This is a genomic window from Streptococcus atopicus, assembly GCF_049166725.1.
Lineage (GTDB): Bacteria > Bacillota > Bacilli > Lactobacillales > Streptococcaceae > Streptococcus > Streptococcus hominis.
In genome coordinates, this window is record NZ_JBMHFC010000004.1 from 14,030 (window position 1) to 40,867 (window position 26,838).

Annotated in this window: 23 protein-coding genes and 1 other RNA gene; 21 read left to right on the forward strand and 3 right to left on the reverse strand. The window is 39.9% G+C overall.

Annotated elements, in window-relative coordinates; genetic code table 11:
- Positions 1-139: 139 nt before the first annotated feature.
- The 3 genes from ACOMA9_RS03810 (at position 140) to pepC (ending at position 3,906) form a co-directional block, all read left to right on the forward strand.
- Entirely contained in the window at positions 140-1,600 is a 1,461-nt protein-coding gene (locus ACOMA9_RS03810) for a nicotinate phosphoribosyltransferase (RefSeq protein ID WP_003043504.1), read from the forward strand.
- Complete coding sequence (gene nadE / locus ACOMA9_RS03815) at positions 1,597-2,421, forward strand: ammonia-dependent NAD(+) synthetase (RefSeq protein WP_151380050.1); 825 nt, start codon at positions 1,597-1,599, stop codon at positions 2,419-2,421. Before ACOMA9_RS03810 ends, nadE begins: the two co-directional genes overlap by 4 nt.
- A 147-nt stretch (positions 2,422-2,568) precedes the next feature.
- Positions 2,569-3,906 carry an aminopeptidase C gene (pepC, locus tag ACOMA9_RS03820; RefSeq protein ID WP_151380049.1) on the forward strand — a complete coding sequence of 446 codons (1,338 nt, stop codon included), beginning with the start codon at positions 2,569-2,571 and terminating at the stop codon, positions 3,904-3,906.
- Positions 3,907-4,102: 196 nt separating this feature from the next.
- Here pepC and pbp1a read toward each other — a convergent pair whose 3' ends face one another.
- The gene (gene pbp1a, locus ACOMA9_RS03825) at positions 4,103-6,283 is read right to left on the reverse strand and encodes a penicillin-binding protein PBP1A (RefSeq protein ID WP_330944808.1); all 2,181 of its coding nucleotides are present in this window, start codon (positions 6,281-6,283) and stop codon (positions 4,103-4,105) included.
- Entirely contained in the window at positions 6,276-6,878 is a 603-nt protein-coding gene (recU, locus tag ACOMA9_RS03830; protein ID WP_049533529.1) for a Holliday junction resolvase RecU, read from the reverse strand. Before recU ends, pbp1a begins: the two co-directional genes overlap by 8 nt.
- Positions 6,879-6,947: 69 nt before the next feature.
- Here recU and ACOMA9_RS03835 point away from each other — a divergent pair, with 69 nt between their 5' ends.
- The 7 genes from ACOMA9_RS03835 to ahpF all read left to right on the forward strand — a co-directional run bounded on the left by ACOMA9_RS03835 (position 6,948) and on the right by ahpF (position 13,198).
- Positions 6,948-7,475 (forward strand): SLOG family protein, encoded by a 528-nt coding sequence (locus ACOMA9_RS03835; protein ID WP_330944809.1) that lies wholly within the window; start codon positions 6,948-6,950, stop codon positions 7,473-7,475.
- 69 nt (positions 7,476-7,544) lie between these two features.
- Entirely contained in the window at positions 7,545-7,889 is a 345-nt protein-coding gene (gpsB, locus tag ACOMA9_RS03840) for a cell division regulator GpsB (protein WP_022525308.1), read from the forward strand.
- Positions 7,890-7,902: 13 nt separating this feature from the next.
- Positions 7,903-8,267: RNase P RNA component class B (gene rnpB, locus ACOMA9_RS03845), an RNA gene on the forward strand.
- A gap of 55 nt (positions 8,268-8,322) precedes the next feature.
- Entirely contained in the window at positions 8,323-9,477 is a 1,155-nt protein-coding gene (locus tag ACOMA9_RS03850) for a THUMP domain-containing class I SAM-dependent RNA methyltransferase (RefSeq protein ID WP_421424701.1), read from the forward strand.
- A 12-nt stretch (positions 9,478-9,489) separates the two neighbouring features.
- The gene (locus ACOMA9_RS03855; protein ID WP_330944811.1) at positions 9,490-10,986 is read left to right on the forward strand and encodes a cell division site-positioning protein MapZ family protein; all 1,497 of its coding nucleotides are present in this window, start codon (positions 9,490-9,492) and stop codon (positions 10,984-10,986) included.
- Positions 10,987-11,088: 102 nt separating this feature from the next.
- Positions 11,089-11,655, forward strand: coding sequence for an alkyl hydroperoxide reductase subunit C (ahpC, locus tag ACOMA9_RS03860; RefSeq protein WP_151380047.1), 567 nt, complete (start codon positions 11,089-11,091; stop codon positions 11,653-11,655).
- Positions 11,656-11,665: 10 nt separating this feature from the next.
- The gene (ahpF, locus tag ACOMA9_RS03865) at positions 11,666-13,198 is read left to right on the forward strand and encodes an alkyl hydroperoxide reductase subunit F (RefSeq protein WP_421424703.1); all 1,533 of its coding nucleotides are present in this window, start codon (positions 11,666-11,668) and stop codon (positions 13,196-13,198) included.
- A gap of 195 nt (positions 13,199-13,393) precedes the next feature.
- Here the strand turns inward: ahpF and ACOMA9_RS03870 are convergent, their stop codons facing one another.
- Positions 13,394-13,876 (reverse strand): S-ribosylhomocysteine lyase, encoded by a 483-nt coding sequence (locus tag ACOMA9_RS03870; protein WP_003043493.1) that lies wholly within the window; start codon positions 13,874-13,876, stop codon positions 13,394-13,396.
- 216 nt (positions 13,877-14,092) lie between these two features.
- Here ACOMA9_RS03870 and ACOMA9_RS03875 point away from each other — a divergent pair, with 216 nt between their 5' ends.
- The 11 genes from ACOMA9_RS03875 to ACOMA9_RS03925 all read left to right on the forward strand — a co-directional run bounded on the left by ACOMA9_RS03875 (position 14,093) and on the right by ACOMA9_RS03925 (position 26,799).
- Positions 14,093-15,700 carry a ribonuclease Y gene (locus tag ACOMA9_RS03875; protein ID WP_247905493.1) on the forward strand — a complete coding sequence of 536 codons (1,608 nt, stop codon included), beginning with the start codon at positions 14,093-14,095 and terminating at the stop codon, positions 15,698-15,700.
- Between the two features lie 164 nt (positions 15,701-15,864).
- Positions 15,865-16,491 (forward strand): guanylate kinase, encoded by a 627-nt coding sequence (gmk, locus tag ACOMA9_RS03880; protein WP_247905563.1) that lies wholly within the window; start codon positions 15,865-15,867, stop codon positions 16,489-16,491.
- A gap of 25 nt (positions 16,492-16,516) precedes the next feature.
- Positions 16,517-16,831 carry a DNA-directed RNA polymerase subunit omega gene (rpoZ, locus tag ACOMA9_RS03885; RefSeq protein WP_003031464.1) on the forward strand — a complete coding sequence of 105 codons (315 nt, stop codon included), beginning with the start codon at positions 16,517-16,519 and terminating at the stop codon, positions 16,829-16,831.
- A gap of 58 nt (positions 16,832-16,889) precedes the next feature.
- The gene (locus ACOMA9_RS03890; protein WP_330944812.1) at positions 16,890-19,271 is read left to right on the forward strand and encodes a primosomal protein N'; all 2,382 of its coding nucleotides are present in this window, start codon (positions 16,890-16,892) and stop codon (positions 19,269-19,271) included.
- Between the two features lie 74 nt (positions 19,272-19,345).
- Positions 19,346-20,281: a methionyl-tRNA formyltransferase gene (gene fmt, locus ACOMA9_RS03895; RefSeq protein WP_151380044.1), complete on the forward strand. Its 936-nt coding sequence runs from the start codon at positions 19,346-19,348 to the stop codon at positions 20,279-20,281.
- Positions 20,271-21,584 carry a 16S rRNA (cytosine(967)-C(5))-methyltransferase RsmB gene (rsmB, locus tag ACOMA9_RS03900; RefSeq protein ID WP_106082890.1) on the forward strand — a complete coding sequence of 438 codons (1,314 nt, stop codon included), beginning with the start codon at positions 20,271-20,273 and terminating at the stop codon, positions 21,582-21,584. Before fmt ends, rsmB begins: the two co-directional genes overlap by 11 nt.
- Positions 21,585-21,602: 18 nt before the next feature.
- A complete protein-coding gene (locus ACOMA9_RS03905; RefSeq protein WP_106082891.1) occupies positions 21,603-22,343 on the forward strand; it encodes a Stp1/IreP family PP2C-type Ser/Thr phosphatase in 741 nt (246 codons plus the stop codon).
- Positions 22,340-24,214, forward strand: coding sequence for a Stk1 family PASTA domain-containing Ser/Thr kinase (gene pknB / locus ACOMA9_RS03910; protein WP_106082892.1), 1,875 nt, complete (start codon positions 22,340-22,342; stop codon positions 24,212-24,214). The genes ACOMA9_RS03905 and pknB overlap by 4 nt, the downstream gene beginning before the upstream one ends.
- A 260-nt stretch (positions 24,215-24,474) precedes the next feature.
- Positions 24,475-25,173: a cell wall-active antibiotics response protein LiaF gene (gene liaF / locus ACOMA9_RS03915; RefSeq protein WP_003028409.1), complete on the forward strand. Its 699-nt coding sequence runs from the start codon at positions 24,475-24,477 to the stop codon at positions 25,171-25,173.
- Positions 25,170-26,165, forward strand: a complete 996-nt coding sequence (locus ACOMA9_RS03920; RefSeq protein ID WP_151380043.1) for an envelope stress sensor histidine kinase LiaS — start codon at positions 25,170-25,172, stop codon at positions 26,163-26,165. The genes liaF and ACOMA9_RS03920 overlap by 4 nt, the downstream gene beginning before the upstream one ends.
- 1 nt (position 26,166) lies before the next feature.
- Entirely contained in the window at positions 26,167-26,799 is a 633-nt protein-coding gene (locus ACOMA9_RS03925; RefSeq protein ID WP_003028406.1) for a response regulator transcription factor, read from the forward strand.
- Positions 26,800-26,838: the final 39 nt, after the last annotated feature.

The following is a 26,838-nucleotide window of genomic DNA, read 5'->3' on the forward strand; positions in this document are numbered from 1 at the left end:
TAAAACTGAAAATTTAAACAGCGCAATACAACAGAAAACTTGAGAATAGTTATTTAAACACCTAAAGTTGAACAAGATTTCCTCTTGCTCTTTTGATTTGTGGTATAATAAGTAAAAATACATCTTACAAGGAGTCGTTATGTATCCAGATGATAGTTTAACCTTGCATACGGATTTGTATCAAATCAACATGATGCAAGTTTATTTTAGAAGAAATATTCATAATAAACGAGCTGTTTTTGAAGTTTATTTTCGGAAAGAGCCCTTTCATAGTGGCTATGCTGTTTTTGCTGGCTTGGAGCGGATGGTTCATTATTTAAATCATTTGACATTTTCAGATAGTGATATTGCCTATCTTCGTTCTCTTGGCTATGATGAAGAATTTTTAGACTATTTGGCAAATTTGAAATTGGAATTAACAGTGCGGTCTGCACAAGAGGGAGATTTGGTCTTTGCCAATGAACCCATTGTTCAAGTAGAAGGTCCTCTTGCTCAATGTCAATTAGTGGAAACTGCCTTATTAAACATTGTCAACTATCAAACCTTGGTAGCGACAAAAGCAGCTCGGATTCGCTCAGTCATCGAAGATGAGCCTTTAATGGAATTTGGTACACGCCGAGCACAGGAAATGGATGCGGCTATCTGGGGAACTCGTGCGGCAGTGATTGGTGGAGCAAATGGAACCAGTAATGTTCGTGCTGGAAAGCTCTTTGATATTCCAGTCTTAGGAACGCATGCTCATGCTCTCGTCCAAGTCTATGGAAATGACTATGAAGCTTTTAAGGCGTATGCTGAAACGCACCATGACTGTGTTTTCTTGGTGGATACCTATGATACATTCCGCCTCGGTGTTCCTGCAGCGATTCAAGTAGCGCGTGAAATGGGGGATAAAATCAATTTCCTTGGAGTGCGGATTGATTCAGGTGACTTGGCTTATATTTCTAAAAAAGTCCGGCAGCAACTGGATGAAGCTGGTTTTCCAAATGCCAAAATCTACGCTTCTAACGACTTGGATGAAAATACAATCCTCAACTTAAAAATGCAAAAGGCAAAGATTGATGTGTGGGGCGTTGGAACTAAGCTCATCACGGCTTATGACCAACCAGCACTGGGAGCCGTTTATAAGATTGTGGCTATTGAAGATGAACATGGCAATTTGCGTAATACAATTAAGCTCTCTAATAATGTGGAAAAAGTATCAACACCGGGTAAAAAACAAGTTTGGCGGATTACTAGCCGTGCAAAAGGCAAGTCAGAAGGAGACTATATCACTTATGATGGCGTAGATGTGAATGCTATTGCCGAGTTAGAAATGTTCCACCCAACTTACACCTACATCAATAAAACAGTGACAAATTTTGATGCAGTGCCTCTTTTGGTAGATGTTTTTAAACAAGGCCAACTCGTATACCAATTGCCAACCTTAACAGAAATCCAAACATATGCTCGCAAAGAGTTTGATAAGTTGTGGGATGAATACAAACGGGTTCTCAATCCACAAGATTATCCTGTGGATTTGGCACGTGATGTATGGCAAGATAAGGTGGATTTGATTGATCAAATGCGCAAAAAAGCAAGCCAAATGGGAGAAACAAAATGACCTTACAGGAAACGATTGTCCAGCAATTAGGTGTGAAACCTGTCATTGATCCACAAGAAGAAATCCGTAAATCCATTGATTTTTTAAAGGATTATTTAAAAAAACATTCCTTTTTGAAAACCTATGTTTTGGGAATTTCGGGCGGACAAGATTCCACTTTAGCAGGACGTTTGGCGCAATTAGCAATAGAGGAAATGCGAGCTGAGACTGGCGATGCTAGCTATCAATTTATCGCAGTGCGCTTGCCGTATGGAGTGCAGGCTGACGAAGACGATGCACAGCGAGCTCTTGCTTTTATCCAGCCAGATGTCAGTCTTGTGGTTAACATCAAAGAAAGTGCAGACGCTATGACAAAAGCGGTTAAGGCTACAGGAGCAACTGTCTCAGACTTCAATAAAGGCAATATTAAAGCTCGTAGTCGCATGATTGCGCAATACGCTTTAGCAGGCTCTTATAAAGGAGCAGTGGTTGGAACGGATCATGCCGCAGAAAACGTCACAGGATTCTTTACGAAATTTGGTGATGGTGGTGCAGACATTCTGCCCCTTTATCGTCTCAATAAACGGCAAGGTAAGCAACTGTTGGCTGCCTTGGGCGCTGATCCTGCCCTCTATGAGAAAGTACCGACTGCGGATCTGGAAGAAGAAAAGCCAGGCATTGCAGATGAAGTCGCTCTCGGTGTCACTTATAACGAAATTGATGACTATTTGGAAGGTAAGACCATTTCTGACCAAACGAAAGCAAGGATTGAATCTTGGTGGCATAAAGGGGAGCATAAACGCCATTTGCCGATTACAATCTTCGATGATTTTTGGAAATAAGCAGGAGAATTGTTCTGACTCACGTTTTTTAGAATACGAAGACTACTAAAATTAGTTGTATAACAAAAAGTTAGGTGCGCCTAACTTTTTGTTTGAAGAATTTTGAAAATAAGCTATAATAGTGTTTAGAATTAGAAGGAGGTATCTATGAATTCTATAGATCAACAATTTACAGATAAATTATATGCAAATTATGAAGCAACTGCTAAGTATGCTGCAATTGAAAATGCAGTTAGCCACAATGGTTTATTAACATCGCTTGAAAAGCGCAGTAGTGCGATTGAAAACAATCCTGTGTTTTCTATTGACTTAACCAAAGATAAAGTCAGCAATCAAAAAGCATCTGGACGTTGCTGGATGTTTGCAGCACTCAATACATTCCGTCATAAAATGATTGCAGGCTTTCAATTGGAAGAATTTGAATTGTCGCAAGCATATACATTCTTTTGGGATAAATATGAAAAATCCAACTGGTTCTTAGAGCAAGTCTTAGCAACAGCTGACCAAGACTTAACCAGCCGCAAAGTGAAATTCCTCTTAGATACGCCTCAACAAGACGGCGGACAATGGGATATGGTTGTGGCACTTTTTGAAAAATATGGAGTTGTTCCAAAATCAGTTTACCCAGAATCCATTTCATCTAGCAATAGCCGTGAGCTCAACCAATATCTCAATAAATTACTCCGTCAAGATGCACAAATCTTGCGTGACTTGGTTACTAGTGGAGCAAACACAGCAGCTGTCCAAGCTAAGAAAGAAGAGCTTTTACAAGAAATCTTTAATTTCTTAGCAATGTCACTTGGACTCCCACCTCGTACTTTTGATTTTTCTTATCGTGATAAAGACAACAATTTCCACAGTGAAAATGGCTTAACACCACAAGCATTTTACAAAAAATACGTGGATCTTCAATTAGATGATTACGTTTCAATCATCAATGCTCCTACAGCTGACAAACCATACGGTAAATCTTACACTGTTGAGATGTTAGGAAATGTCGTAGGAGCGCGCGATGTCCGTTATTTGAATGTTAATATGGAGCGTTTGAAAGAGCTGGCTATTGCTCAAATGCAGGCTGGAGAAACGGTTTGGTTTGGTTCTGATGTCGGTCAATCTAGCAACCGCAAAGCGGGCGTTATGGTTAATGATATGTACGATTTCACATCAAGCATGGATATTGAATTGACACAAGATAAAGCGGGACGTTTGGATTACAGCGAAAGTCTCATGACCCATGCTATGGTCTTGACGGGTGTTGATTTGGATGAAAATGGAAAATCAACAAAATGGAAAGTGGAAAATTCTTGGGGAGATAAAGTTGGAGACAAAGGTTATTTTGTTGCCAGTGATGACTGGATGGACGAATACACTTATCAAATCGTTGTCCGCAAAGAATTTTTAACGGCTGAAGAATTAGCTGCTTATGAAGCAGAACCAAAAGTACTTGCTCCGTGGGATCCAATGGGAGCTTTGGCTAGCAAATAATAAGAATTAAAAAGAAGCGGGATAAAACTTTTAATCTTGCTTCAAAAGACTCTGCAAGAGAATGAAATATTAAAAACACGAGCAATCAAGACCAGTAAATAACTGGCTATAAGATTGTTCGTGTTTTTTAATTTTTACAAAACTCTGATTTGAAGGTGTTAACTTCTAAACGGCTTGGCTTTCAGAAACTTCTTCATTATCGATTTCGTGCGGGAGGAGTTTCCGAATTTCTACTGTTATTAGGAGAATTTGTAGATGTGGAAGCACTGGGTTCCGTACTTGATGAAGAAGTGCTTGATGAAGAACTACTTGATGACTCTTGAGTAGAGCTTTCTTGACTATTTGAAGATGTAGACGATTCTTCTAAGCTAGAACTTGAAGTAGAATTATAATAATTTTGTTGATATCTATTAGTTGCATTGGCTAAAAAGACATAATTTCCGCTACGATAAAGGCCGCTAGGCATTTCCCAGTCTTCTGTCCCACTTTCAGACAAGTAAGACATCATCGCACGGTAAACATCTGTTGCAACTTTCACACCGTCATCCAGAACAGGAGTAAGACGATTAGTGTAACCTGTCCATACCGCCATTGAATATTTCTGCGTATAACCAACAAAGAGTTCATCAGGAGTCACAACACTAGAGCCACCATAAGGCTTCGTTAGTTTCGCCAATTCATCATCGGAATAGTTGGAAGTTCCTGTTTTACCAGCTTGATAGACACCAGATATAGCTGCATTGGTCCCAGTACCAGATGTAAGAACTGTTTTCAGCATATTTGTCATCATGTAAGCTGTTGTTTCTTTCATTGCGGTTGTACCTTGATTAGAGAAATCTTTTGAGGTTCCATCGCTAAAGACAACACGGCTGACATATTGTGGTTTGTAATAAGTTCCACCATTTGCAAAAGCAGCATAGGCAGCAGCCATTTTTTCACTGCTGGCACCATATTTTCGATCGGATTTTGTCGTGTTACTTGAAATGGCATTTGCATATACCATATCTGGATAATTAATGCCCAGTCCGCTTAGGAATTTCTTAGACTTGCTGAGTCCGACAGCTTCTAACGTCTTGACAGCTGGAACGTTCCGAGACTCTTGAAGTGCATACTGAATGGTGATGTTTCCAAAATAGCGCATATCCCAGTTGTAGACTGGAGTAGTTGTTCCAGGATAATTATAAGGAGCATCACTAATATAAGCAGCCGTAGAAGTGTAAATGCCATTTTCAATGGCTGGAGCGTAATCCGTGATCGGTTTCATGGTTGATCCCCAGTCGCGATTGGTTTCAACTGCTTGGTTAGTACCAAAAGAAACATTTGAAGCTTGATTTCGGGCTCCTAGTTGAGCAATTACCTTACCAGTTGTAGCATCCATAATGGTAGAAGCTACTTGTAATTCATCATCTGGATAAGCAACATATTCATTGCTATTATAAATATTCCAAAGGCGTTCTTGAGCTGCTCTGTTTACGTTTGTATAGACTTCCATTCCCGTCGTCAGCAAGTTATAACCCGTTTCTTCTTGGACTTGCTCAATAACTTGCTTTAAGTAGTTATCCATGTAAGCAGGATAAGAAGCTGAATTTTTTAAGCTTTGCAGACCATCTGTGACGGGTGTATTGACTGCTTTTTCATATTGCTCAGCAGAGATGTATTTGAGTTTATACATTTCTGACAATACAAGATTGCGACGATTTTTAGCAGCTTCTGGTTTTGTATAAGGGTCGTATTGGTTTGGTGCCTGAGGCATCCCCGCCAATAAAGCAGTTTGAGCTAAGCTCAAATCTTTCAAATCTTTGCCGTAATAACTTTTAGCAGCTGTTTGCATACCGTAGTTACCATTTGACATGTAGACCTTGTTTACATAATACGTAATAATTTCTTGCTTAGTGGCTTTCCGCTCTAATTGAACTGCTAACCAGGCTTCTTGAATTTTCCGTGATAGTGTTTGGTCGGCACTTGAAGTGGAGAAGTAGGTCAGTTTAATCAACTGTTGCGTCAACGTTGACCCTCCTTGTCGATTTCCTCTGCGCAGATTATTCAAGAAAGCACCAAAAATACGAACAGAGTCCACGCCGCGATGATTGAAGAAACGGTGGTCTTCAATTGCAACGATAGCTCGTACTAAGTCAGTTGGAATATCACTTGTTGCCGCATTGACCCTTTTTTCAGAACCTAAGTCAGCAATAAGATTGTTTTCACTATCATAGATTTTACTGGAAGTTGTGGCGACTAGTTTCTTTTCTGACAAGGCAGGTGCCTTGTGAACTTGATAGAGGAAAATTCCTCCACCAGCTACAACTCCAAGCATAAATAATGTAATGAGACCGATAGCTACATATTTTGCAGCTGTCAGTAAAGATTGCTTATTCATTTATTTTACCACCTAGTAAATTTTGTTGAATGATTTCAAGATAGGGAATGCTAGGAAGACCATTCTGTGAGATAGAATATCCATGCTTTTGAATGTAGTCAAGCGGCATGGACTTTTTCCCTTTGTCAATCTTGAAAAAGTTAATTAAATAAGGAGCAGGAAGCAGATATGTCGATTTTAAGGCTGAAAAGTGCAATAAAACGAAACAAATTCCTCCTTGTTTGACGACTTGTTCCATGTGCTTGATTTGATGAGCATGAAAATTTTTCATCGGCATAGAAGCCTTTTGATGTGTTTCTTTTGCTTCAAAATCTATATAATGTCCTTGATAGACACCAGAATAGTCTGTTGTAGAGGCTTGTCGAAAGTAGGCTTCAACAATTTTTGCCCGACTACGTCTGGGATAATCCACTTTTACAATCTGAATAGGAGTTGGTTTCTTGTGAATGACCGCTAAATCGTGACTAAGATAATAATCATTCGTTTCATTGATCATTTTTTCAAACGACATTCCCCGATTCGCAAAGTCAACGGACTTCTTTTTGGGAAGTCTTAATGGATTTCGAGAGGAAACTTTATGTGGATAGTTGACCATATATCTCCTTATTGGTACAATAACATCACTCTATTATAACATAAAAAAGGAAATAAAGGGATAATTTAAGTGGTTAGCGTATTAATAGTAGGTTATCGGAATTTTGATTTGGGAATTTTTAATGACAAAGACCCTCGAATCAAGATTATTAAAAAAGCCATTCAACAAGATTTGACGCGTTTATTGGAAGAAGGTGCGGAGTGGCTGATTTTCACTGGGAACTTAGGTTTTGAAGTTTGGGCACTAGAGGTTGCAAAAAAATTGCAGCAAGATTACGATTTTCAAATTGCGACGATTTTTACTTTTGAGAATCAAGGTGAAAACTGGGATGAAGCCAATCAAGAAAAATTAAGTCGTTTTAAACAGGTGGATTTTGTTAAATACGCCTATCCTCATTATGAAAATCCCAGCCAATTTCGTGATTACAATCACTTTCTACTCAGTAATACAGACGGGGCTTATATTTTTTACGATGAAGAAAATGAAACAAATTTAAAATATCTTTACCAAATGATGAAAAAACAAGAACAATACTTTATCAAACAATTAACATTTGATGACTTGAATGAGGTCGCAGAAAATTTTTCCGAAAATTAGATGTTTAACCTTGATTTTTGCGGTTCATTTTTTATATAATTAAAGTAATGAACGAGAATGGAGAGAGAAATGGCTAGTATTATTTACACACCGAAAGATATTTTTGATCAAGATTTTAAAGTTGGTGTCCGTGGTTATAGCAAGGTTGAAGTGGACGAATTTTTAGATGATGTCATTAAAGATTACGAGACATATGCTGCTTTGGTAAAGGAACTGCGTGAAGAAAATGCTCGTTTGAAAGCAGAACTCGCTAAAAAGTCAAATGAGGCGGCGACTTCACCTTTGACGCAATCTATCATGGAAACCCCTCATCAAGCGGCATCTGCTACGCTGACAAATTTTGATATTTTAAAACGCTTAAATCGTTTGGAAAAAGAAGTATTCGGCAAGCAAATCTTAAATAACGAAATTTAATCAGTAATGTGCAATTTTTGGATAATCGCGTGAAGAGTCGTCTTTTCATGAGGAAAGTCCATGCTAGCACGGGCTGTGATGCCCGTAGTGTTTGTGCTAGGTGAAACAATAAGCCTAGGGACGAGAAATCGTTACGGCGGACGAAACAGCTACGTCTCTGGATATGCTGGAATAGTCCTGAAAGTGCCACAGTGACGTAGTTTTTGTGGAAACACAGGAAGTGGAACGCGGTAAACCCCTCAAGCTAGCAACCCAAACTTTGGTCGGGGCACGGGATGCGTGGAAACGAACGCAGCATTCTGACTGGAAACAGTAGACAGATGATTATCGAAGGAAATGATACCTAGTTATTTCTGGAACAAAACATGGCTTATAGAAAGTTGCATATAGGTTTAGCTAGCGTATTATGCTAGCTTTTATTTTGAGAGGACGAATGAAAACAAAATTCAAGTTGATTGCGACTGCTGCAGCTGGTTTAGAGGCTGTGGTGGGTCGTGAAATCAGAAATCTTGGCATAGAATGTCTAGTAGAGAATGGGCGCGTGCGGTTTGACGGAACTGTTGAAACCATTATTGAAACGAATCTCTGGTTGCGCGCGGCAGACCGCATTAAGATTGTTGTTGGTAGCTTTCCGGCTAAGACCTTTGAGGAATTATTTCAGGGTGTTTTTGCTTTAGATTGGGAAAATTACTTGCCATTTGGAGCAAAATTTCCAATTGCCAAGGCAAAATGTGTCAAATCAAAACTTCACAATGAACCAAGTGTGCAGGCTATTTCTAAAAAAGCAGTTGTCAAAAAGTTGCAAAAGTATTATGCACGCCCAGAAGGAGTTCCCTTGATAGAAAATGGAGCAGAGTTCAAGATTGAAGTTTCTATTTTGAAAGATGTAGCTACTGTTTTGATTGACACGACAGGCTTTAGCCTCTTTAAACGTGGCTATCGGACTGAAAAAGGTGGCGCACCGATTAAAGAAAATATGGCGGCTGCGATTTTGCTCTTGTCCAATTGGTATCCAGATAAGCCCTTGGTTGATCCGACCTGTGGTTCAGGAACTTTCTGTATTGAAGCAGCTATGATTGGCATGAATATAGCACCGGGGCTTCATCGCCATTTTGCGTTTGAAGAGTGGAATTGGGTTGACTCAGACTTGATTAGGCATGTTCGCGCTAGAGCTTTAGGACAGATTAAGCAAGACATTCAGCTTGATATTTTAGGGACTGATATTGATGCACGGATGGTGGAGATTGCCAAGCGAAATGCCGAAGAAGCAGGTGTTTCTGAGCAGATTGTTTTCAAGCAAATGCGCTTGCAAGATTTGCATACAGACAAGATAAATGGTGTCATTGTTTCCAATCCCCCTTATGGAGAGAGATTGCTGGATGATGATGCTGTGACCAAGCTTTATCAAGAAATGGGACAGACTTTTGCGTCACTAAAGACGTGGAGCAAATTTATCTTGACGAGTGATGAAGCATTTGAAACAAAATTTGGCAGTCAAGCCGATAAAAAACGCAAACTCTATAACGGGACTTTAAAAGTTGATTTGTACCAATATTTTGGTCAGAGAGTCAAACGCCAAATAGATTAGAAAGGATTTGCCGTGAGTAAAGACGAAAAACATTTGCCAGAACAAGAAGAAAAAGAATCAATTCTTGATTTTGAAACAGCTAAAGAAATGACAGTTGGTCAAGCTGCTCGAAAAAGCGAAGAACTTGAAGCAGGAGTGACGGAAGAGGATAATGTGCTGGATAAATACATTAAACAGCACCGTCAAGAAATTGAAGCTGGGAAATTTTCGGCTCAATCTGCAGAAGAAATGTCTGAAGCAGAAGATCAAGAACAACTGAGCCAGTTAGACTTGGCAGAATTTATCCAGGAGATGCACGATGAGGTTCAAGAGGAAGCCTCCCTAGAATCTGCGGAGGTAGCGTCTGAGGAGTCTGCCTTTGATGAAACAGTAGCTGCACTTGCAGCCAGCGAAGCAGAACCACAAGAAACTTCGGAAGAAAACAGTACACAAACTTCAGAGGAGCTAGAGGCTGAGACAAAAATAATGGAACCAATTCAGCCTGAAATGGATGATATTCCTGTGAGTTCAACTGAGTCAATGGAAAGCTATCCGACTTTTACAGCGTTGGATGAAGAAATGGAAACGGAGAAAGTTCCATTTTATAAAAATAAAAAAGTCGTGTATTCAGCAGTAAGTGTTATTGTACTGGCTTTAATCGGCGGAACAGCTTATCTGTCTTTGAACAAAAAGCAAGCGAAAACAACCACAACTTCAACGAGCCAAACAAGTAAATCTTCTACCACTTCTAGCTCTGAAAATAAGGATTTGAAAGCTTTCAATAGCCTTTATGATTCATTCTTTACAGATGCCAATAAATTGGCTTTGAAAAACAGCAGTTTCGGAAACTTAAACAAACTAAAAGCAGTATTGGAAAAATTAAAAAACACCAACGAGTACAATGTTGCCAAAGCAAAATACGATAGCTTGGTCAAACAAGTTGAGGCTGTTCAAAATGTGAATGCACAATTCACTTCATCAGCTATTACAGATGGTGTTTTAGATACTAAAGCAAAGATTAAGGCTGATGCTAAATTTACAGATGTTACAACTGGAAATACCGACTTGGATAAGGTGTTGAAATCTGCTATTAGCTTAGGAAAGAGTCAACAAACCTCTGCTCCTCAATCTGAGGTTGCAGCTGCACCGTCACAAAGCTCCGCTCAAGCACCTGTAGCAGAACAACCAGCTTCTGTACCAGCGCAAGCAACTGCTCCAGCAGCACCAGCGTCAGGCACGAATTTACAGCGTCAGTTGAGCCGAGTGCCGTACGACCAAACAAAAATTAACGACAGTAATAATCCAGCTTGGAATTTCAATCCTGGTGTGTTAGAAAAAATCTTGGCAACCTCACGGGAACGTGGCTATTTCACAGGAGATAATTATATTCTTGAACGTGTGAATATTATTAACGGAAATGGTTATTACAATTTGTTTAGAACGGACGGAACCTACCTCTTTAGTATTAACTGTAAAACGGGTTATTTTGTAGGAAATGGCGCGGGTTACGCAGATGCTTTGGATTATTAGGAAACGTTTTCAAGCAAGATATTAGACACTAAAAATCTTATAGGCTATAATGGGCTTATAAGATTTTTATTTTATTATAAAACTAATTTTGGAGGTAATCTTATGTCACTTATTGGTAAGGAAATTGTCGAGTTTACAGCAGATGCTTATCACGCTGGAAACGGGAAATTTATCACAGTTTCTAGTGAAGATTTAAAAGGTCATTGGAGCGTCGTTTGCTTCTATCCTGCTGATTTTTCATTTGTTTGTCCGACTGAGTTGGAGGATTTGCAAGAGCAGTATGCAGCTCTTAAAGAACTAGGTGTGGAAGTTTATTCTGTTTCAACAGATACGCATTTTACACATAAAGCTTGGCATGATTATTCAGATGCCATTGGAAAACTTGAGTACATTATGATTGGAGATCCATCTCATACCATTTCACTTGGTTTTGATGTGTTAGATGAAAGTGGATTGTCTCAACGTGGTACTTTTATCATTGACCCGGATGGAGTTGTACAAGCACTTGAAATCAATGCAGACGGTGTTGGGCGTGATGCTTCTGTCTTGATTGACAAAATCCATGCTGCACAATATGTACGTAGCCATCCAGGTGAAGTGTGTCCAGCTAAGTGGAAAGAAGGAATTGAAACGCTGACTCCAAGTCTTGATTTAGTTGGTAAAATTTAAGGAGGCTTATATGGCTTTAGATGAAACAATTAAAGCACAACTGAAGCAATACTTGGAACTTTTAGAATCTGATGTTGTATTTCAAGCGTCTTTAGGTCAAGATGAGCGTTCTGAGCAGGTGCGGGCTTTTCTAGATGAAATTGTAGCAATGTCTCCTCGCTTATCACTAGAAAATACAGAAACTAACCGTAAACCAAGTTTTACTGTGACACAAGTTGGTCAAGCAGGTCGTGTTCAATTTGCAGGTCTTCCCTTGGGGCATGAATTTACATCTTTTGTGCTTGCTTTGCTACAAGTCTCTGGTCGCGCACCAAAAGTAGAAGATGCTGTTATAAAACGAATTCAAGCTATTAAGCAGCCGCTTCATTTTGAAACCTATGTCAGCTTGACTTGTCATAATTGCCCAGACGTTGTGCAAGCACTGAATACAATGGCTGTGCTGAATCCAACTATCAGTCACACAATGGTCGAAGGAGGCATGTTTAGACAAGAAGTTGAAGACAAAAAGATCATGGCTGTCCCAACGGTTTTTCTAAATGGTGAAGAATTTGCGAATGGTCGTATGACAATTGAGCAACTGCTTGACAAGATTTCTGGACCTACTTCAAGTGAGGAATTTGACAAAAAAGAACCATTTGATGTGTTGGTTGTTGGAGGCGGACCTGCAGGGAGCAGTGCAGCGATTTATGCCGCTCGTAAAGGCATTCGTACTGGTATGGTCGTTGAAACTTTTGGTGGACAGGTGATGGAGACCGTTGGTATTGAAAATATGATTGGTACTCCTTATACAGAAGGACCTAAGCTGATGGTGCAAGTAGAAGAACATGCCAAAAAATATCCAATTGATATCATGAAGAATCAACGTGTGAAGAACATTGAGAAAAAGGAATTGATTGAAGTGGAACTTGAAAATGGAGCTGTTCTGAAAGCGAAAACGGCAGTTCTTTCTGTTGGTGCTCGCTGGAGAAATGTTAATGTTCCTGGTGAAGAAGAATTCCGAACAAAAGGTGTAACCAATTGTCCACATTGTGACGGTCCTATTTTTACAGGTAAAAAAGTAGCTGTTATCGGTGGAGGAAATTCCGGTATTGAAGCAGCGATTGACTTGGCTGGTCTGGCAGAGCATGTTTATGTGTTAGAATTTCTACCAACTTTGAAAGCCGATCAAGTATTGCAAGATCGGGTACACCAACTTGAAAACGTGACGGTTCTAACCAATGTAGCAACAAAAGAAATTCAAGGTTCTGATCAAGTGGAAGCTATTACTTATCTCAATCGTGCGAACAATGAAGAACATAAAATCGAACTCAGCGGTGTCTTTGTTCAAATTGGTCTTTTACCAAATACAGACTGGCTCAAAGATAGTTCAGTTGCTCTTAATGAACGTGGTGAAATTATTGTTGACAAACATGGTGCAACAAATGTTCCAGGAATTTTTGCGGCAGGTGATTGTACAGATAGCGCTTATAAACAAATCATTATTTCAATGGGTTCAGGAGCGACGGCAGCTTTGGGAGCGTTTGATTACTTAATTCGTCAATAAAAAAACGAGAGTGGGACAGAAATCAATCATTCGAAGAATGTGATTTCGTCGTCCCACTTTCCGCACAGTTGGTTAGGATAGCCGCTATCACCGGTATGATTAGGAATAAGGATATCCAACCAACCACTGCGTCTTGCAAGCTAAACTATAAAATGCATGAGGCTGGGAACTTTTGTCCCGACCTCATTTTTTAATTTACACAAGATGCCGCTCAAAAGCATCGTCGGAAATGCCCTTTTCTAAGATTAGTTTGCACCATTCTTTAGCGGAAAAGAGGCTGTGATCTTTGTAATTGCCACAAGATTCGATAGTCGTACCAGGAACATCATCCCAAGTGGTGATTTCAGCAATTTCCTCTAAAGAGGCTTTTATGACTTTGGCAATTTCGGTTGTACTATGTCGTCCCCACATAATCATGTGAAATCCTGTCCGACAACCAAAAGGTGAGCAATCAATCATACCATCAATGCGAGTACGAATGAGCTTAGCTAGCAGATGTTCAATCGTATGAAGTCCAGCGGTCGGAATGGCATCTTCATTAGGCTGTACCAGACGAACATCAAAGTTGGAAATGATGTCCCCTTTAGGTCCCACCTCTTCGCCAATCAAGCGTACGTAGGGGGCTTTGACAATCGTGTGATCCAACTCAAAACTTTCAACAATGACTTCTTTGACCATAAATAGAACTCCTTTTACTTTTAATAAATTATACCATATTTTGCTCTAGCAAAGAAAAAATTTTCTGCTTAACAAAGCCAGACAGGAAAAAGGATTTGCGAAAAAGAATGTGAAAACAGTCACGTATTTATAAGAATTTAGTTTGTGAAAAATTGATTTTTATGATAAAATAATTAAGAATTTTACAATTCAATATCAATAATTTGAGGTAAAAACATGGAAATGATTTTTGCAGGTGTTTTTGCCGTCATCATTGGTTTAGTCATTGGATATGTAAGTATCACAGCTCGCATGAAATCAGCGAAAGAAGCTGCGGAACTTACTCTTTTAAATGCTGAACAAGAAGCAACTAATTTACGTGGACAAGCTGAGCGCGAAGCGGATTTGTTATTAAAAGAAGTGAAGCGCGAAAGTAAATCCCTTAAAAAAGAAGCACTGTTAGAGGCAAAAGAAGAAGCCAGAAAATATCGAGAAGAAGTTGAGGCAGAATTTAAATCTGATCGTCAAGAGTTGAAGCAATTGGAAAGTCGTTTGACAGAACGTGCGACAAGTCTTGATCGTAAAGATGACAATTTGACCAACAAAGAAAAAACACTCGAACAGAAAGAACAAAGTATTTCTGATAGAAACAAAAACCTTGAGGCGCGTGAAAACAAACTGACAGAGTTGGAGCAACACAAAGAAGCAGAATTAGAACGTGTTGCTGCACTCTCACAAACTGAAGCCAGAGATATCATTCTCACTCAGACTGAAGATAAACTATCAAAGGAAATTGCGACGCGTATTCGTGAAGCAGAGCAAGAAGTCAAAGAACGTTCTGATAAGGTGGCAAAGGATATTTTAGTTCAAGCCATGCAACGGATTGCAGGTGACTATGTTGCGGAGCAAACCAATTCAACAGTTCATCTGCCGGATGATACGATGAAGGGTCGCATTATTGGACGTGAAGGTCGGAATATTCGAACCTTTGAAAGTTTAACGGGTATTGATGTCATTATTGACGATACACCAGAAGTGGTGACTTTATCTGGTTTTGATCCTATTCGACGTGAAATTGCACGCATGACAATGGAAGCTCTGTTAAAAGACGGTCGTATCCACCCAGCTCGCATTGAAGAATTAGTAGAGAAAAATCGTCTGGAAATTGACCATAAGATTCGTGAATATGGTGAAGCAGCGGCTTATGAAATCGGTGCACCAAACTTACATCCGGATTTGATGAAGATTATGGGTCGCTTGCAGTTCCGTACATCTTATGGACAAAATGTATTGCGTCATTCTGTTGAAGTTGCTAAGTTATCTGGTGTCATTGCAAGTGAACTTGGTGAAAATGCTAACTTAGCTCGCCGTGCAGGCTTCCTTCACGATATTGGCAAAGCCATTGACCGTGAAGTGGAAGGTAGCCATGTGGAAATTGGAACAGAATTGGCTCGTAAGTATAAGGAACATCCAATTGTGGTCAATACAATTGCCAGTCATCATGGTGATGTAGAACCTGAAAGTGTGATTGCAGTTATTGTGGCGGCCGCCGATGCACTTAGTGCAGCTCGTCCAGGTGCTCGTAGCGAATCCCTTGAAAGCTATATCAAGCGCCTGCAAGATTTGGAAGAAATTGCCAATAGTTTTGAAGGTGTGAAAAATAGTTTTGCTTTACAAGCGGGTCGTGAGATTCGGATTATGGTCAATCCTGGTCAAATCAAAGACGATAAGATTACTATTTTGGCTCATGATGTGCGTGAAAAGATTGAGAACAACCTCGAATATCCAGGTAATATCAAAGTGACGGTCATTCGGGAAATGCGTGCTGTGGATTATGCCAAATAGACATTACTAAGAATGAATGTTTATCTAGCTAATGTATAATTTTAGGCAAGTAAGAGTGACTTGCATTGTTTTCTCAAAAAACAAGCATCTACCTATGCTAAAAAGCAGTTGAAAAAATACTGCTTTTTTGTTACACTAGATAGAAAGACAATGAAGGAGATATGATGGCGGATCGTGGCTTGTTAATCGTTTTTTCTGGTCCCTCAGGTGTGGGGAAGGGAACGGTTCGACGTGAGATTTTTGAAAGCTCAGACAATCAGTTTCAATACTCTGTGTCCATGACAACTCGTGCTCAGCGTCCTGGTGAAGTAGACGGGATTGACTATTTTTTCCGTACGCGAGAAGAGTTTGAGGAGTTGATTCGGCAAGGTCAGATGTTAGAGTATGCAGAGTATGTTGGCAACTACTATGGGACTCCTTTGACCTATGTGAATGAAACTTTAGATAAAGGGATTGATGTTTTCCTTGAGATTGAAGTTCAAGGAGCGCTTCAGGTGAAGAAAAAAGTGCCGGATGCTGTCTTTATTTTTTTGATGCCACCTGATTTGGTGGAATTGCAAGATCGCTTAGTGGGACGTGGAACAGATAGCGCAGAGGTGATTGCCAAACGCATTGCCAAAGCAAGAGAAGAAATTGCTCTCATGCGCGAATACGACTATGCGATTGTCAATGATGAAGTTCCGTTAGCGGCTGAGCGTGTCAAGCGCGTCATTGAAGCAGAGCATTTCCGCGTGGAACGTGTCATAGGTCACTATCAAGATATGCTGTCAGAACAACTTTCAGTAAGATAAGAATTTAGAAATTAGGTACAAGATTATGATGTTAAAACCTTCAATTGACACCTTGCTTGATAAGGTGCCTTCAAAATATTCCTTGGTGATTCTTGAAGCAAAACGTGCTCATGAATTGGAAGAAGGAGCAGCTCCGACCCAAGAATTTAAGTCTGTCAAATCAACACTTCGTGCTTTGGAAGAAATCGAATCTGGCAATGTTGGGATTCACCCAGATCCTGAAGGCAAGCGAGAAGCAGTTCGTCGGCGTGCTGAGGAAGAACGCTTGCGCAGAGAAGAAGAAGAGCGTAAAATCAAAGAACAAATTGCCAAGGAAAAAGAAGAGGGTGAAAAAATTTAAGGTTGGGTCAGCTCAATCTTATTTTTTCTTTTACTGAGAAATGAGAGGTGGTGAGAAAGTGCAGATTGCAAAAGTCATTGTGGATGTCCCTTTAATGCAGACCGATAAACCTTACAGTTATGCGGTTCCGAAAGAATTTTCAACTATGCTAGAAGTTGGTATGCGTGTGCATGTGCCTTTTGGGAAAGCCAATCGCTTGATTCAAGGGATTGTCGTAGAGCTGACAGAAGAAACGACACCAGAATTGAAAGAGATTGTAGAGGTTTTGGACTTTACGCCAGTTTTAAATGAGGAGCAACTGTGGTTGGCAGAAGAATTGAGAAAATCTGTCTTTTCTTACAAAATTTCAATTTTAAAAGCTATGTTGCCGGGATTTTTGAATTCTAGCTATGATAAGATTCTCCATGCTCAACCTTCTTTGAATGAACAAGATAGACTGCTTATTTTTGGCAATGCAGAGCAGCAACATTTCTCATCGCTTGATAAAGAGCTGCAAGCTAAGGTAATGCGTTTGACACGGCAAGGGGCGATTCAGGTAGAATACCAAGCGATAGATCAAAAGCATATTAAAACAGAAAAATGGTATCAAGTTAATCAAGGAATTTTGGAGCAGCTAGTCATTCCCCAACGAGCGAAAAAAAAGCAAGCCTTGCGAGACGTTTTGCAAGCTCAGACTGGAATATATCGTTTAGCAGATTTAAAAGAAATATTTTCACGGGAAATTATTCACTATTTTATAAAGCAAGCAGCTTTGCAAATCGTTGAAAAAGAGGTGAGTCGTTCTGAGGCTTATTTTGAAAATATTTCAGCGACTTCTGCCTTGGTATTAAACGAAGAGCAGGAGGCTGCGGTTCAAGCTATCACACAGCAAATCGGGCATGGTGGTAAGCCGTTTCTGCTAGAAGGAGTGACAGGTAGCGGTAAGACAGAGGTTTATTTGCAGATCATTCAAGAGGCGCTCAGCCGTGGCAAGACAGCCATTATGTTAGTGCCTGAAATTTCCTTGACACCACAAGTTACCAATCGTTTTATTGCGCGTTTTGGAAAGAAAGTTGCCATTCTTCACTCAGGTCTTTCAAATGGGGAAAGGTACGATGAATGGCGCAAAGTTGAGCGAGGAGAAGCGCAAGTTGTTGTTGGTGCTCGTTCTGCTATTTTTGCTCCGTTAAAAAATATTGGTGCAATTATCATTGATGAAGAGCATGAAGCGAGTTACAAGCAAGACTCCAATCCACGCTATCATGCACGAGATGTCGCTTTACTACGTGCAAAGTACAATCAAGCCGTTCTGGTGTTGGGGTCGGCGACGCCGAGTTTAGAAAGCAGAGCGCGAGCTGGCAAAGGTGTGTATCACTTTTTGCAATTGACCAAGCGAGCCAAGCCGCAAGCTCAGATTCCTGAAGTGGAAATTGTGGATTTTCGTGATTATATTGGGCAAAATGAGGCTAGTAATTTCACTCCGGTTCTGTTAGAGGCAATCCAAGATCGACTAGATAAGAAAGAACAGGTTGTTTTGATGTTGAACCGACGGGGCTATTCTAGTTTTGTCATGTGTCGTGAATGCGGAACGGTTGATACCTGTCCAAACTGCGATATTTCCTTGACCTTGCATATGGATACGAAAAGTATGAATTGTCACTATTGTGGTTTCTCAAAAGGGATTTCTCATACTTGTCCGAATTGCTCCAGTCGGAGCATTCGATACTATGGAACTGGGACACAAAAAGCCTACGGTGAATTAGCAGAAGCCTTTCCGCAAGCTCGAATTTTGAGAATGGATGTTGATACCACTCGTAAAAAGGGCAGTCACGAACAAATCTTAAAAGAATTTGGTGAAGGGCGTGCAGATATTTTACTGGGAACGCAGATGATTGCAAAGGGGCTGGATTTCCCGAATGTCACTCTCGTTGGAGTGCTCAATGCAGACACGGCTTTGAATTTGCCAGATTTTCGTTCATCTGAGCGCACCTTTCAACTCTTAACTCAGGTTGCTGGGCGTGCAGGACGAGCTGAAAAGGAAGGTCATGTGATTATTCAAAGTTACAATCCGAAGCATTATGCGATTACTTTTGCGAAAAATCAGGATTATGAGGGCTTTTATGCTTATGAAATGAGTATTAGAAAGCAGTTGGCCTATCCACCTTATTATTTTACGGTGGGACTTACCTTGTCTCATAAAATGGAAGCAGAGGTCGTCAAAAAGTCATACGAAGTTTTAAATATGATACGTTCTGGCTTGTCAGATAAGGTTCAGATATTGGGACCAACTCCTAAGCCGATTGCCCGCACTCACAACCTCTATCACTATCAATTGATTATTAAATACCGTTTTGAAGAACACTTGCAAGATGTGTTGAATCAGATTTTGGATTGGACGCAAGAAAAGATCAATAAAGACTTACGCTTGAGTATTGATCATGAGCCACAAAGTTTTATGTAGCCTTATTTTTAGCCTTTTTTAAAGAAATACACGACTTCTTCTGATATAATAGAAAAAAAGAATATGAGGAAACCATGACAAACATTATTTTTATGGGAACGCCAGATTTTTCTGCAACGGTGCTTAAAGGATTGCTGGAAAGCAAACAGTACGAGATTTTGGCAGTAGTTACACAGCCAGATCGCGCAGTAGGACGTAAAAAAGAAATCCGCATGACGCCTGTTAAAGAACTGGCTTTAGACTATGGCTTACCAATCTATCAGCCAGAGAAATTGTCTAAAAGTGCTGAATTAGATAGTTTGATGAATTTAAACGCTGATGGTATCGTCACAGCAGCTTTCGGTCAATTTTTACCAAGCAAATTGCTAGATTCGGTCAATTTTGCCGTCAATGTGCATGCTTCGTTGTTACCAAAATATCGCGGAGGAGCTCCCATTCACTACGCCATTATCAATGGTGACAAAGAAGCCGGTGTGACTATTATGGAAATGGTCAAAGAGATGGATGCGGGTGATATGATTGCGCGTCGAGCGATTCCTATTGAGGAAACAGACAATGTTGGGACGATGTTTGAAAAGTTAGCGTTGGTCGGACGCGATTTGCTACTTGAGAGCTTGCCTAGTTATCTAGCTGGAGATTTAAAACCAGTTCCGCAAGACAAAAATCAAGTTACCTTTTCACCAAATATTTCACCAGAAGAGGAGAGAATTGATTGGACCAAGACCAATCGACAACTTTTTAATCAGATTCGAGGCATGTATCCGTGGCCTGTAGCGCATACGCTTTTAAATGGAGAACGTTTTAAAATTTACGAAGCTACTCCAGTAGAAGGAGCTGGTCAACCAGGAGAAATTCTTGCTATCGGGAAAAAAGAATTGATTGTAGCAGCTGGTGAGGGTGCACTTTCTCTGAAAACAGTACAGCCAGCTGGAAAGCCCAAAATGACTATCGTTGATTTTCTGAATGGTCTGGGACGGCAATTATCAGTAGGTGATTTCTTTGGTCAATAAAATAAAAACAGCGCGGCAAACGGCTCTTGCAGTTTTAGAAGCAGTTTTTTCAGAAGGAGCTTATTCTAATATCGCTCTCAATCAGGCTTTGCTAGAAGTGCCTTTAAGTTCTGCAGACAAAGGACTTGTAACAGAAATCGTATATGGTACCGTTGCACGTAAAATCACTTTAGAATGGTATTTGTCTCATGTTATTGAAGATCGAGATAAGTTAGATTCTTGGCTTTATTTTCTCTTACTGATGAGCTTGTATCAGATACTGTATCTTGATAAAATTCCGGCGCATGCGGTCGTCAATGAAGCGGTAGAGTTGGCAAAGGTGCGAAAAAAGGGAAGCGAAAAGTTCGCCAATGCAGTACTGCGAGGATTATTGCGGGACGGTGTGGCAGATATAGGCAGTATTAAACGTAAAAACAAACGCTATTCTATTCAGTATTCTCTGCCAGTTTGGCTGGTTAAAGTGCTGATTGAAGAGTACGGTGAAAAACGAGCTCTAGCCATTTTTGAGAGTTTATTTCTTCGGAATAAAGCCAGTGTTCGAGTGGGGGATTTAAGCCGTAAAGAAGAGTTGAAACAAGTGTTGCAGGCAGAAGATTCGCTATTAGCTCCGAGTGCGCTGGTGAAAAACCACGGTCATTTTGCAGGGCATGCCTTGTTTGAAGAAGGAGCTATTACTATTCAAGACGAGTCTAGCCAATTGGTTGCGCCAAGTCTTGAATTGCGCGGCGATGAAAAAGTGCTAGATGCATGCAGTGCGCCGGGTGGCAAAACCATGCACATTGCTTCTTACTTAACGACAGGGCAGGTCACGGCATTAGATCTCTATGAGCATAAGTTAGCTCTGATAAAAGAAAATGCACAGCGCTTAGGTGTGGCAGATAAAGTGATTACGAAAAAGCTAGATGCGAGAAAGGTTTTTGAAACTTTTGGGGCAGATGCCTTTGATAAAATTTTAGTCGATGCACCATGTTCAGGAATTGGCTTGATTCGACGGAAACCAGATATTAAATACAATAAAGAAAATGCAGATTTTGCCTCGTTGCAAAAAATTCAGCTTGAGATACTGGATAGTGTTTGTCAAAGCTTGCGAAAAGATGGTATAATAACTTACAGTACCTGTACGATTGTTTCGCAAGAAAATTTTCAAGTTGTTGAGCAGTTTTTAGCAGCTCATCCAAATTTTAAACAGGTAAAACTAGAACATAATAGACAGGATATTCTAAAAGACGGCTGTATCTTAATTACGCCGGAGTTATATGGAAGTGACGGATTTTTCATCAGTCAATTCAAGCGAATATCTTAATAGGAGGAAACTGACAGTATGGAAATTTCATTATTAACAGATGTTGGTCAGAAGCGTACAAATAATCAAGATTATGCCAATCAATTTGTTAATCGTGCCGGTATGACAATGGTTCTTTTAGCAGATGGGATGGGAGGTCACCGTGCCGGTAATATTGCTAGTGAAATGGCAGTAACAGATCTCGGTGCTGCTTGGGTGGACACTCAAATTGATTCCATTAACGGTGTCCGTGAGTGGTTCGCAGAACATCTCGAAACAGAAAATCAAAAAGTTCACCAATTTGGTCAAGATGAAGAATATAAAGGCATGGGAACGACGCTTGAAGCCTTAGCAATTATTGGCAATCAAGCAATTTATGCTCATGTAGGGGATTCTCGTATTGGTTTGGTGCGTGGTGACAGTTACAAGCAATTGACAAACGACCATTCTTTGGTGAATGAATTGCTCAAAGCAGGACAAATTACGCCTGAGGAAGCAGAACGTCACCCACAACGCAACATCATCACGCAATCAATCGGTCAAAGAGGCGAAGTGCAGCCTGATGTTGGCATGATTAGCTTAGAAGATGATGATTACATTATTTTGAATAGCGATGGTTTGTCCAATATGATTTCAGAAAGTGAAATTTATGATATTATGACAAGTGATATTGCTCTTTCAGAAAAAGCGGAAACCTTGATTCGCTTTGCAAATAATGCAGGTGGTTTGGACAATATTACAGTTGCCCTGATTCATTATCATAAGGAGGACGCAGAATGATTCAAGTCGGCAAGATATTTGCCGGACGATATAGAATCATCAAACAAATTGGTCGAGGAGGCATGGCAGATGTCTACTTGGCGAAAGACTTGATTTTAGACGGGGAAGAAGTCGCGGTTAAGGTTCTAAGAACCAACTACCAGACAGATCCGATTGCTGTAGCGCGTTTTCAAAGAGAGGCGCGAGCCATGGCAGATTTGGATCATCCTCATATTGTCCGGATTACCGACATTGGAGAAGAAGAAGGCCAGCAATATCTAGCAATGGAGTATGTGGCTGGACTTGACTTGAAACGCTATATCAAAGAGCATGCTCCTTTGTCCAATGAAGAAGCGGTGCGAATCATGGGACAAATCCTTTTGGCGATGCGTTTGGCGCATACGCATGGGATTGTTCACCGTGATTTAAAACCTCAAAATGTCCTTTTAACTCCAGATGGCGATGCAAAAGTAACGGACTTTGGAATTGCAGTAGCTTTTGCAGAAACGAGCTTAACGCAAACCAACTCTATGTTGGGGTCTGTACATTATCTATCACCAGAACAAGCGCGTGGTTCAAAAGCGACCGTTCAGAGCGATATTTATGCCATGGGGATTATTTTCTATGAAATGCTGACAGGACACATCCCTTATGATGGAGATAGTGCTGTGACGATTGCCCTACAACATTTCCAAAAGCCCCTACCGTCCATTATTGCTGAAAATCCAAACGTTCCACAAGCATTGGAAAATGTAGTCATCAAGGCAACGGCAAAAAAATTGACGGATCGTTATCAGTCAGTTGCAGAAATGTATGTGGATTTATCAAGCTGTTTATCTGCTGACCGTCGAAATGAGAAAAAGCTAGTTTTTGATGACACTGCTAAAGCAGACACAAAGACACTGCCGAAAGTATCACAAAATACCTTGACTTCTGCGACGAAGTCAACACCTGCTCCTACAAAAGAAGTAGTCAGTAGTAAGCCTACGCCTACGCCAAAAGCAAAAAAGAAGCGCCGTTTAAGAACGCGCTATAAAGTTTTGTTATCAGCAGTGGTTTTAGTCATCGTAGCTCTGGTGGCTTTAGTCTATTTGAGTCCGTCAAATGTAAAAATCCCAGATGTTACTGGAAAAACTATTGCCCAAGCACGTTCTGCAATCGAAACTGCAGGTTTGAAAGTTGGCAAGGAAAAAGACGAATACAGTGATTCTGTTAAAAAAGATTCAGTTATTCGCACCAATCCAGAAGCGGGAACGCAACGTCGTGAGGGCAGTACGGTGGATCTGATTGTCTCAAAAGGGACTAAAACTTTTATTATGGAAGATTATAAAGGTCAGAAGAGAGCAGATGCTATCAACAATCTGGTACAAAAATACAAGGTTTCAAAAGGCTTAATTAAAACAGAAGAAGTTGAAAGTAGTGAGTATGCGGCAGGAACAGTTGTTGATCAAACACCAGCAGCAGGTAGCACTTATGATTTGACTTCAAAGACTCGTATTACGTTAAAAGTAGCGAAGTCCGTTTCAAGTGTCACGATGCCAAGCTATATCGGCTCAACTTATGAATTTGCTTATAATAATTTGACAGAAGTGATTGGTATTCAAGGTGCGAATATTGAAAAACGTACGGTTACAACAGCTCCAGCGGGTACACAGGCAAATACGATTATCAGACAAACCCCAGAAGCTGGTCAGTCTTTGAATTTGAAGAGTGATCGCATTGTCTTATATGTATATGAGCCAAAAACCGAAGATTCTTCAACATCTGGAAGTAGTTCACAATCTGATAGCAGCTCAGATAAAACTAGCCCATCCTCTAGCAGTTCGTCAGCTAGTGGTAATGATGGAAGCAGCTCAAAAATACCAGATACAAGTGCTAGTGCAAGTAATTAAAAAAGAGAGAGGATAAAATCGTAGTTTTGTTAAACCGATTTTCCCTCCCTCTTTTTTTGCACTCGTTTTACATCATTGGTAAGCATTGCTTCTGCTCAATCAAGTTTATCCAGTATATTGTAATTAAAAATGTTAACTTCTAGGACTACAAACTAGAACTTGAAAATATTTTCTTTCAGTTCACTACCTTCTTTTCATACCTTAGCTGGAGGAATTTTTGTAAGTTTTTGATACAATAGAGTAAGAAAGGTATCGAGGCTATGAGAAAGATCCAATTTTTTATCTTTGTTGAATCTATTCTACTGACATTTGCATTAGTGACCATTTTGTCTGGTCATTTTTCACGTGTTATTCTTTTTTTGGTGCTCTTCTTGCTATTGCTCTATTATTATTTTGGAAAACAAAGAGGAAATTTTCTGCTAGTAACCTCTACCATACTGCTTTTTTTCATTATCATGCTCAATCCTTATGTTATTGCTGCCTTGCTCTTTGCGGTCATTTATGGCATGATTGTGGCTTATCCTTATATTTATAAAGAAAATGGAGTGACAACTCTCATCTTTGATGATGCAGTAGAACAAAAACGTGAAAAAAATCAATGGTTGGGAAATCTTCATCATTTTGGTTCATCGGATACCTGTCGATTTGATGACATCAATCTTTTCCGTCTCATGGGGAAAGATACGATTCATTTGGAACAAGTCATTATCACAAACCATGACAATGTGATTATTTTTCGTAAATTTTTCGGTAACACAAAAATCATTGTGCCAGTTGATGTGGCAGTCAGCCTGAAAGTGAATAATCTATATGGTGAATTGCAGTTTTTAGATCAACCTGTCTATGAATTGCGAAATGAAAGTATCAGCCTAACGACACCGGACTTCAAGCGAGCACATAAAAGCGTCAAAATTGTCCTGTCAACGTTTGTAGGGAATGTTGAGGTGGTTCGCAAATGAAAAAAGTCTACTATCTTTTGATTAGCTTTTATTCCCTACTCATTTTAGGAATCATTATTCATTATATTTTTAGTCTATTTAATTTTGACTGGCAACTGATTTTTAGTAATGTAGAGCGGTTGGAAAAGTTCAGTTTCTTTGTAATTGTGCTGACTTTATCTCTGACGATGCTGATGATTTTAGGTGTTAAAGTGATTCAAATGGTCACTTTGTCGGCCATTCAGACAAACTTGAAAAATGTTTTAGAAGGTCGAGAATTGCAAGAAATTCATCAGCCTGAAATTGATGCCTCTTTTCGGCAGGTTTCAGAGAAATTGACTCATTTGACAGAAAATCTGCAAAAGTCAGAGAACCGTGCCCTGCAAAATGAGGAGACGATTATTGAGAAAGAGCGCAAGCGAATTGCGCGTGACTTACATGATACGGTCAGTCAAGAGCTTTTTGCTGCTAATATAATTTTGTCAGGTGTGACAGGTCAAGTGGAGAACTTAGATACGGATAGCTTATCAAAACAATTGACAGGCGTATCAGGAATTTTAAATACTGCCCAAAGGGATTTGCGTATCTTGCTTCTACATTTGAGACCGACAGAGTTGGAGGGGAAGAGCTTAGTTGAAGGGCTGAACCTCATCTTGAAAGAGCTATCAGATAAAAGCGATATTGAGGTGAGTTTTCACCATGATGTTCAAAAATTACCGAAACAGATTGAGGAGCATATTTTTAGAATTGCTCAGGAAATTATCAGTAATACGCTCCGTCACGCCAATGCGAATCATTTAGATGTTTATTTGTATCAAACTCGGAATGAATTGCAGTTGAAAATGACAGATGATGGGATTGGCTTTGAGCATACCTCATCTGATGAATTGAGCTATGGTTTGAAAAATATGGAAGAAAGAGTAAATGACATGGCAGGAACAATGCAGATTTTAACCGCTCCGAAGCAGGGAGTGGCAATTGACATTCGTGTGCCATTATTGAAAGGAGCTTAGGATGCAGATTTTATTAGTAGATGACCATGAAATGGTAAGACTTGGCTTGAAAGGTTATTTGGATTTACAAGACGATGTGGATGTAGTGGCAGAAGCTTCAAATGGTCGCGAAGGAGTTGAAAAAGCTTTGGAGTTGCACCCAGATGTGATTATGATGGACATTGTCATGCCTGAAATGAATGGGATTGAAGCGACGCTTGCCATTTTAAAAGAATGGCCTGAAGCTAAAATTCTCATTTTGACTTCTTATTTGGATAATGAAAAAATTTATCCAGTTTTAGATGCGGGTGCTAAAGGATATATGCTCAAAACTTCTAGTGCTGATGATATTTTACGAGCGGTCCGAAAAGTAGCCAAGGGTGAACTTGCTATTGAAACAGAGGTCAGCCAAAAAGTAGAATATCATCGAAATCATATTGAATTGCACGAAGATTTGACCGCGCGTGAGCGAGATATTTTAGGACTACTGGCAAAAGGTTATGAAAATCAACGCATAGCAGATGAGTTGTTTATTTCTTTAAAGACAGTGAAAACACATGTGTCCAATATCTTATCAAAGCTAGAGGTGAGTGACCGTACACAAGCTGTTGTTTATGCTTTCCAACATCACCTTGTCCCACAAGATGACATTTAGTGGTATAATAGAAAACAGAATAATTGCTAGAGGGAGATT

Excerpts from the sequence above, each read along its gene's own strand:
- ACOMA9_RS03810 (WP_003043504.1), top strand. The coding sequence starts at position 140 with ATGTATCCAGATGATAGTTTAACCTTGCATACGGATTTGTATCAAATC.
- nadE (WP_151380050.1), top strand. The coding sequence starts at position 1,597 with ATGACCTTACAGGAAACGATTGTCCAGCAATTAGGTGTGAAACCTGTC.
- pepC (WP_151380049.1), top strand. The coding sequence starts at position 2,569 with ATGAATTCTATAGATCAACAATTTACAGATAAATTATATGCAAATTAT.
- pbp1a (WP_330944808.1), bottom strand. The coding sequence starts at position 6,283 with ATGAATAAGCAATCTTTACTGACAGCTGCAAAATATGTAGCTATCGGT.
- recU (WP_049533529.1), bottom strand. The coding sequence starts at position 6,878 with ATGGTCAACTATCCACATAAAGTTTCCTCTCGAAATCCATTAAGACTT.
- gpsB (WP_022525308.1), top strand. The coding sequence starts at position 7,545 with ATGGCTAGTATTATTTACACACCGAAAGATATTTTTGATCAAGATTTT.
- ACOMA9_RS03850 (WP_421424701.1), top strand. The coding sequence starts at position 8,323 with ATGAAAACAAAATTCAAGTTGATTGCGACTGCTGCAGCTGGTTTAGAG.
- ahpC (WP_151380047.1), top strand. The coding sequence starts at position 11,089 with ATGTCACTTATTGGTAAGGAAATTGTCGAGTTTACAGCAGATGCTTAT.
- ahpF (WP_421424703.1), top strand. The coding sequence starts at position 11,666 with ATGGCTTTAGATGAAACAATTAAAGCACAACTGAAGCAATACTTGGAA.
- ACOMA9_RS03870 (WP_003043493.1), bottom strand. The coding sequence starts at position 13,876 with ATGGTCAAAGAAGTCATTGTTGAAAGTTTTGAGTTGGATCACACGATT.
- ACOMA9_RS03875 (WP_247905493.1), top strand. The coding sequence starts at position 14,093 with ATGGAAATGATTTTTGCAGGTGTTTTTGCCGTCATCATTGGTTTAGTC.
- gmk (WP_247905563.1), top strand. The coding sequence starts at position 15,865 with ATGGCGGATCGTGGCTTGTTAATCGTTTTTTCTGGTCCCTCAGGTGTG.
- rpoZ (WP_003031464.1), top strand. The coding sequence starts at position 16,517 with ATGATGTTAAAACCTTCAATTGACACCTTGCTTGATAAGGTGCCTTCA.
- fmt (WP_151380044.1), top strand. The coding sequence starts at position 19,346 with ATGACAAACATTATTTTTATGGGAACGCCAGATTTTTCTGCAACGGTG.
- ACOMA9_RS03905 (WP_106082891.1), top strand. The coding sequence starts at position 21,603 with ATGGAAATTTCATTATTAACAGATGTTGGTCAGAAGCGTACAAATAAT.
- pknB (WP_106082892.1), top strand. The coding sequence starts at position 22,340 with ATGATTCAAGTCGGCAAGATATTTGCCGGACGATATAGAATCATCAAA.
- liaF (WP_003028409.1), top strand. The coding sequence starts at position 24,475 with ATGAGAAAGATCCAATTTTTTATCTTTGTTGAATCTATTCTACTGACA.
- ACOMA9_RS03920 (WP_151380043.1), top strand. The coding sequence starts at position 25,170 with ATGAAAAAAGTCTACTATCTTTTGATTAGCTTTTATTCCCTACTCATT.
- ACOMA9_RS03925 (WP_003028406.1), top strand. The coding sequence starts at position 26,167 with ATGCAGATTTTATTAGTAGATGACCATGAAATGGTAAGACTTGGCTTG.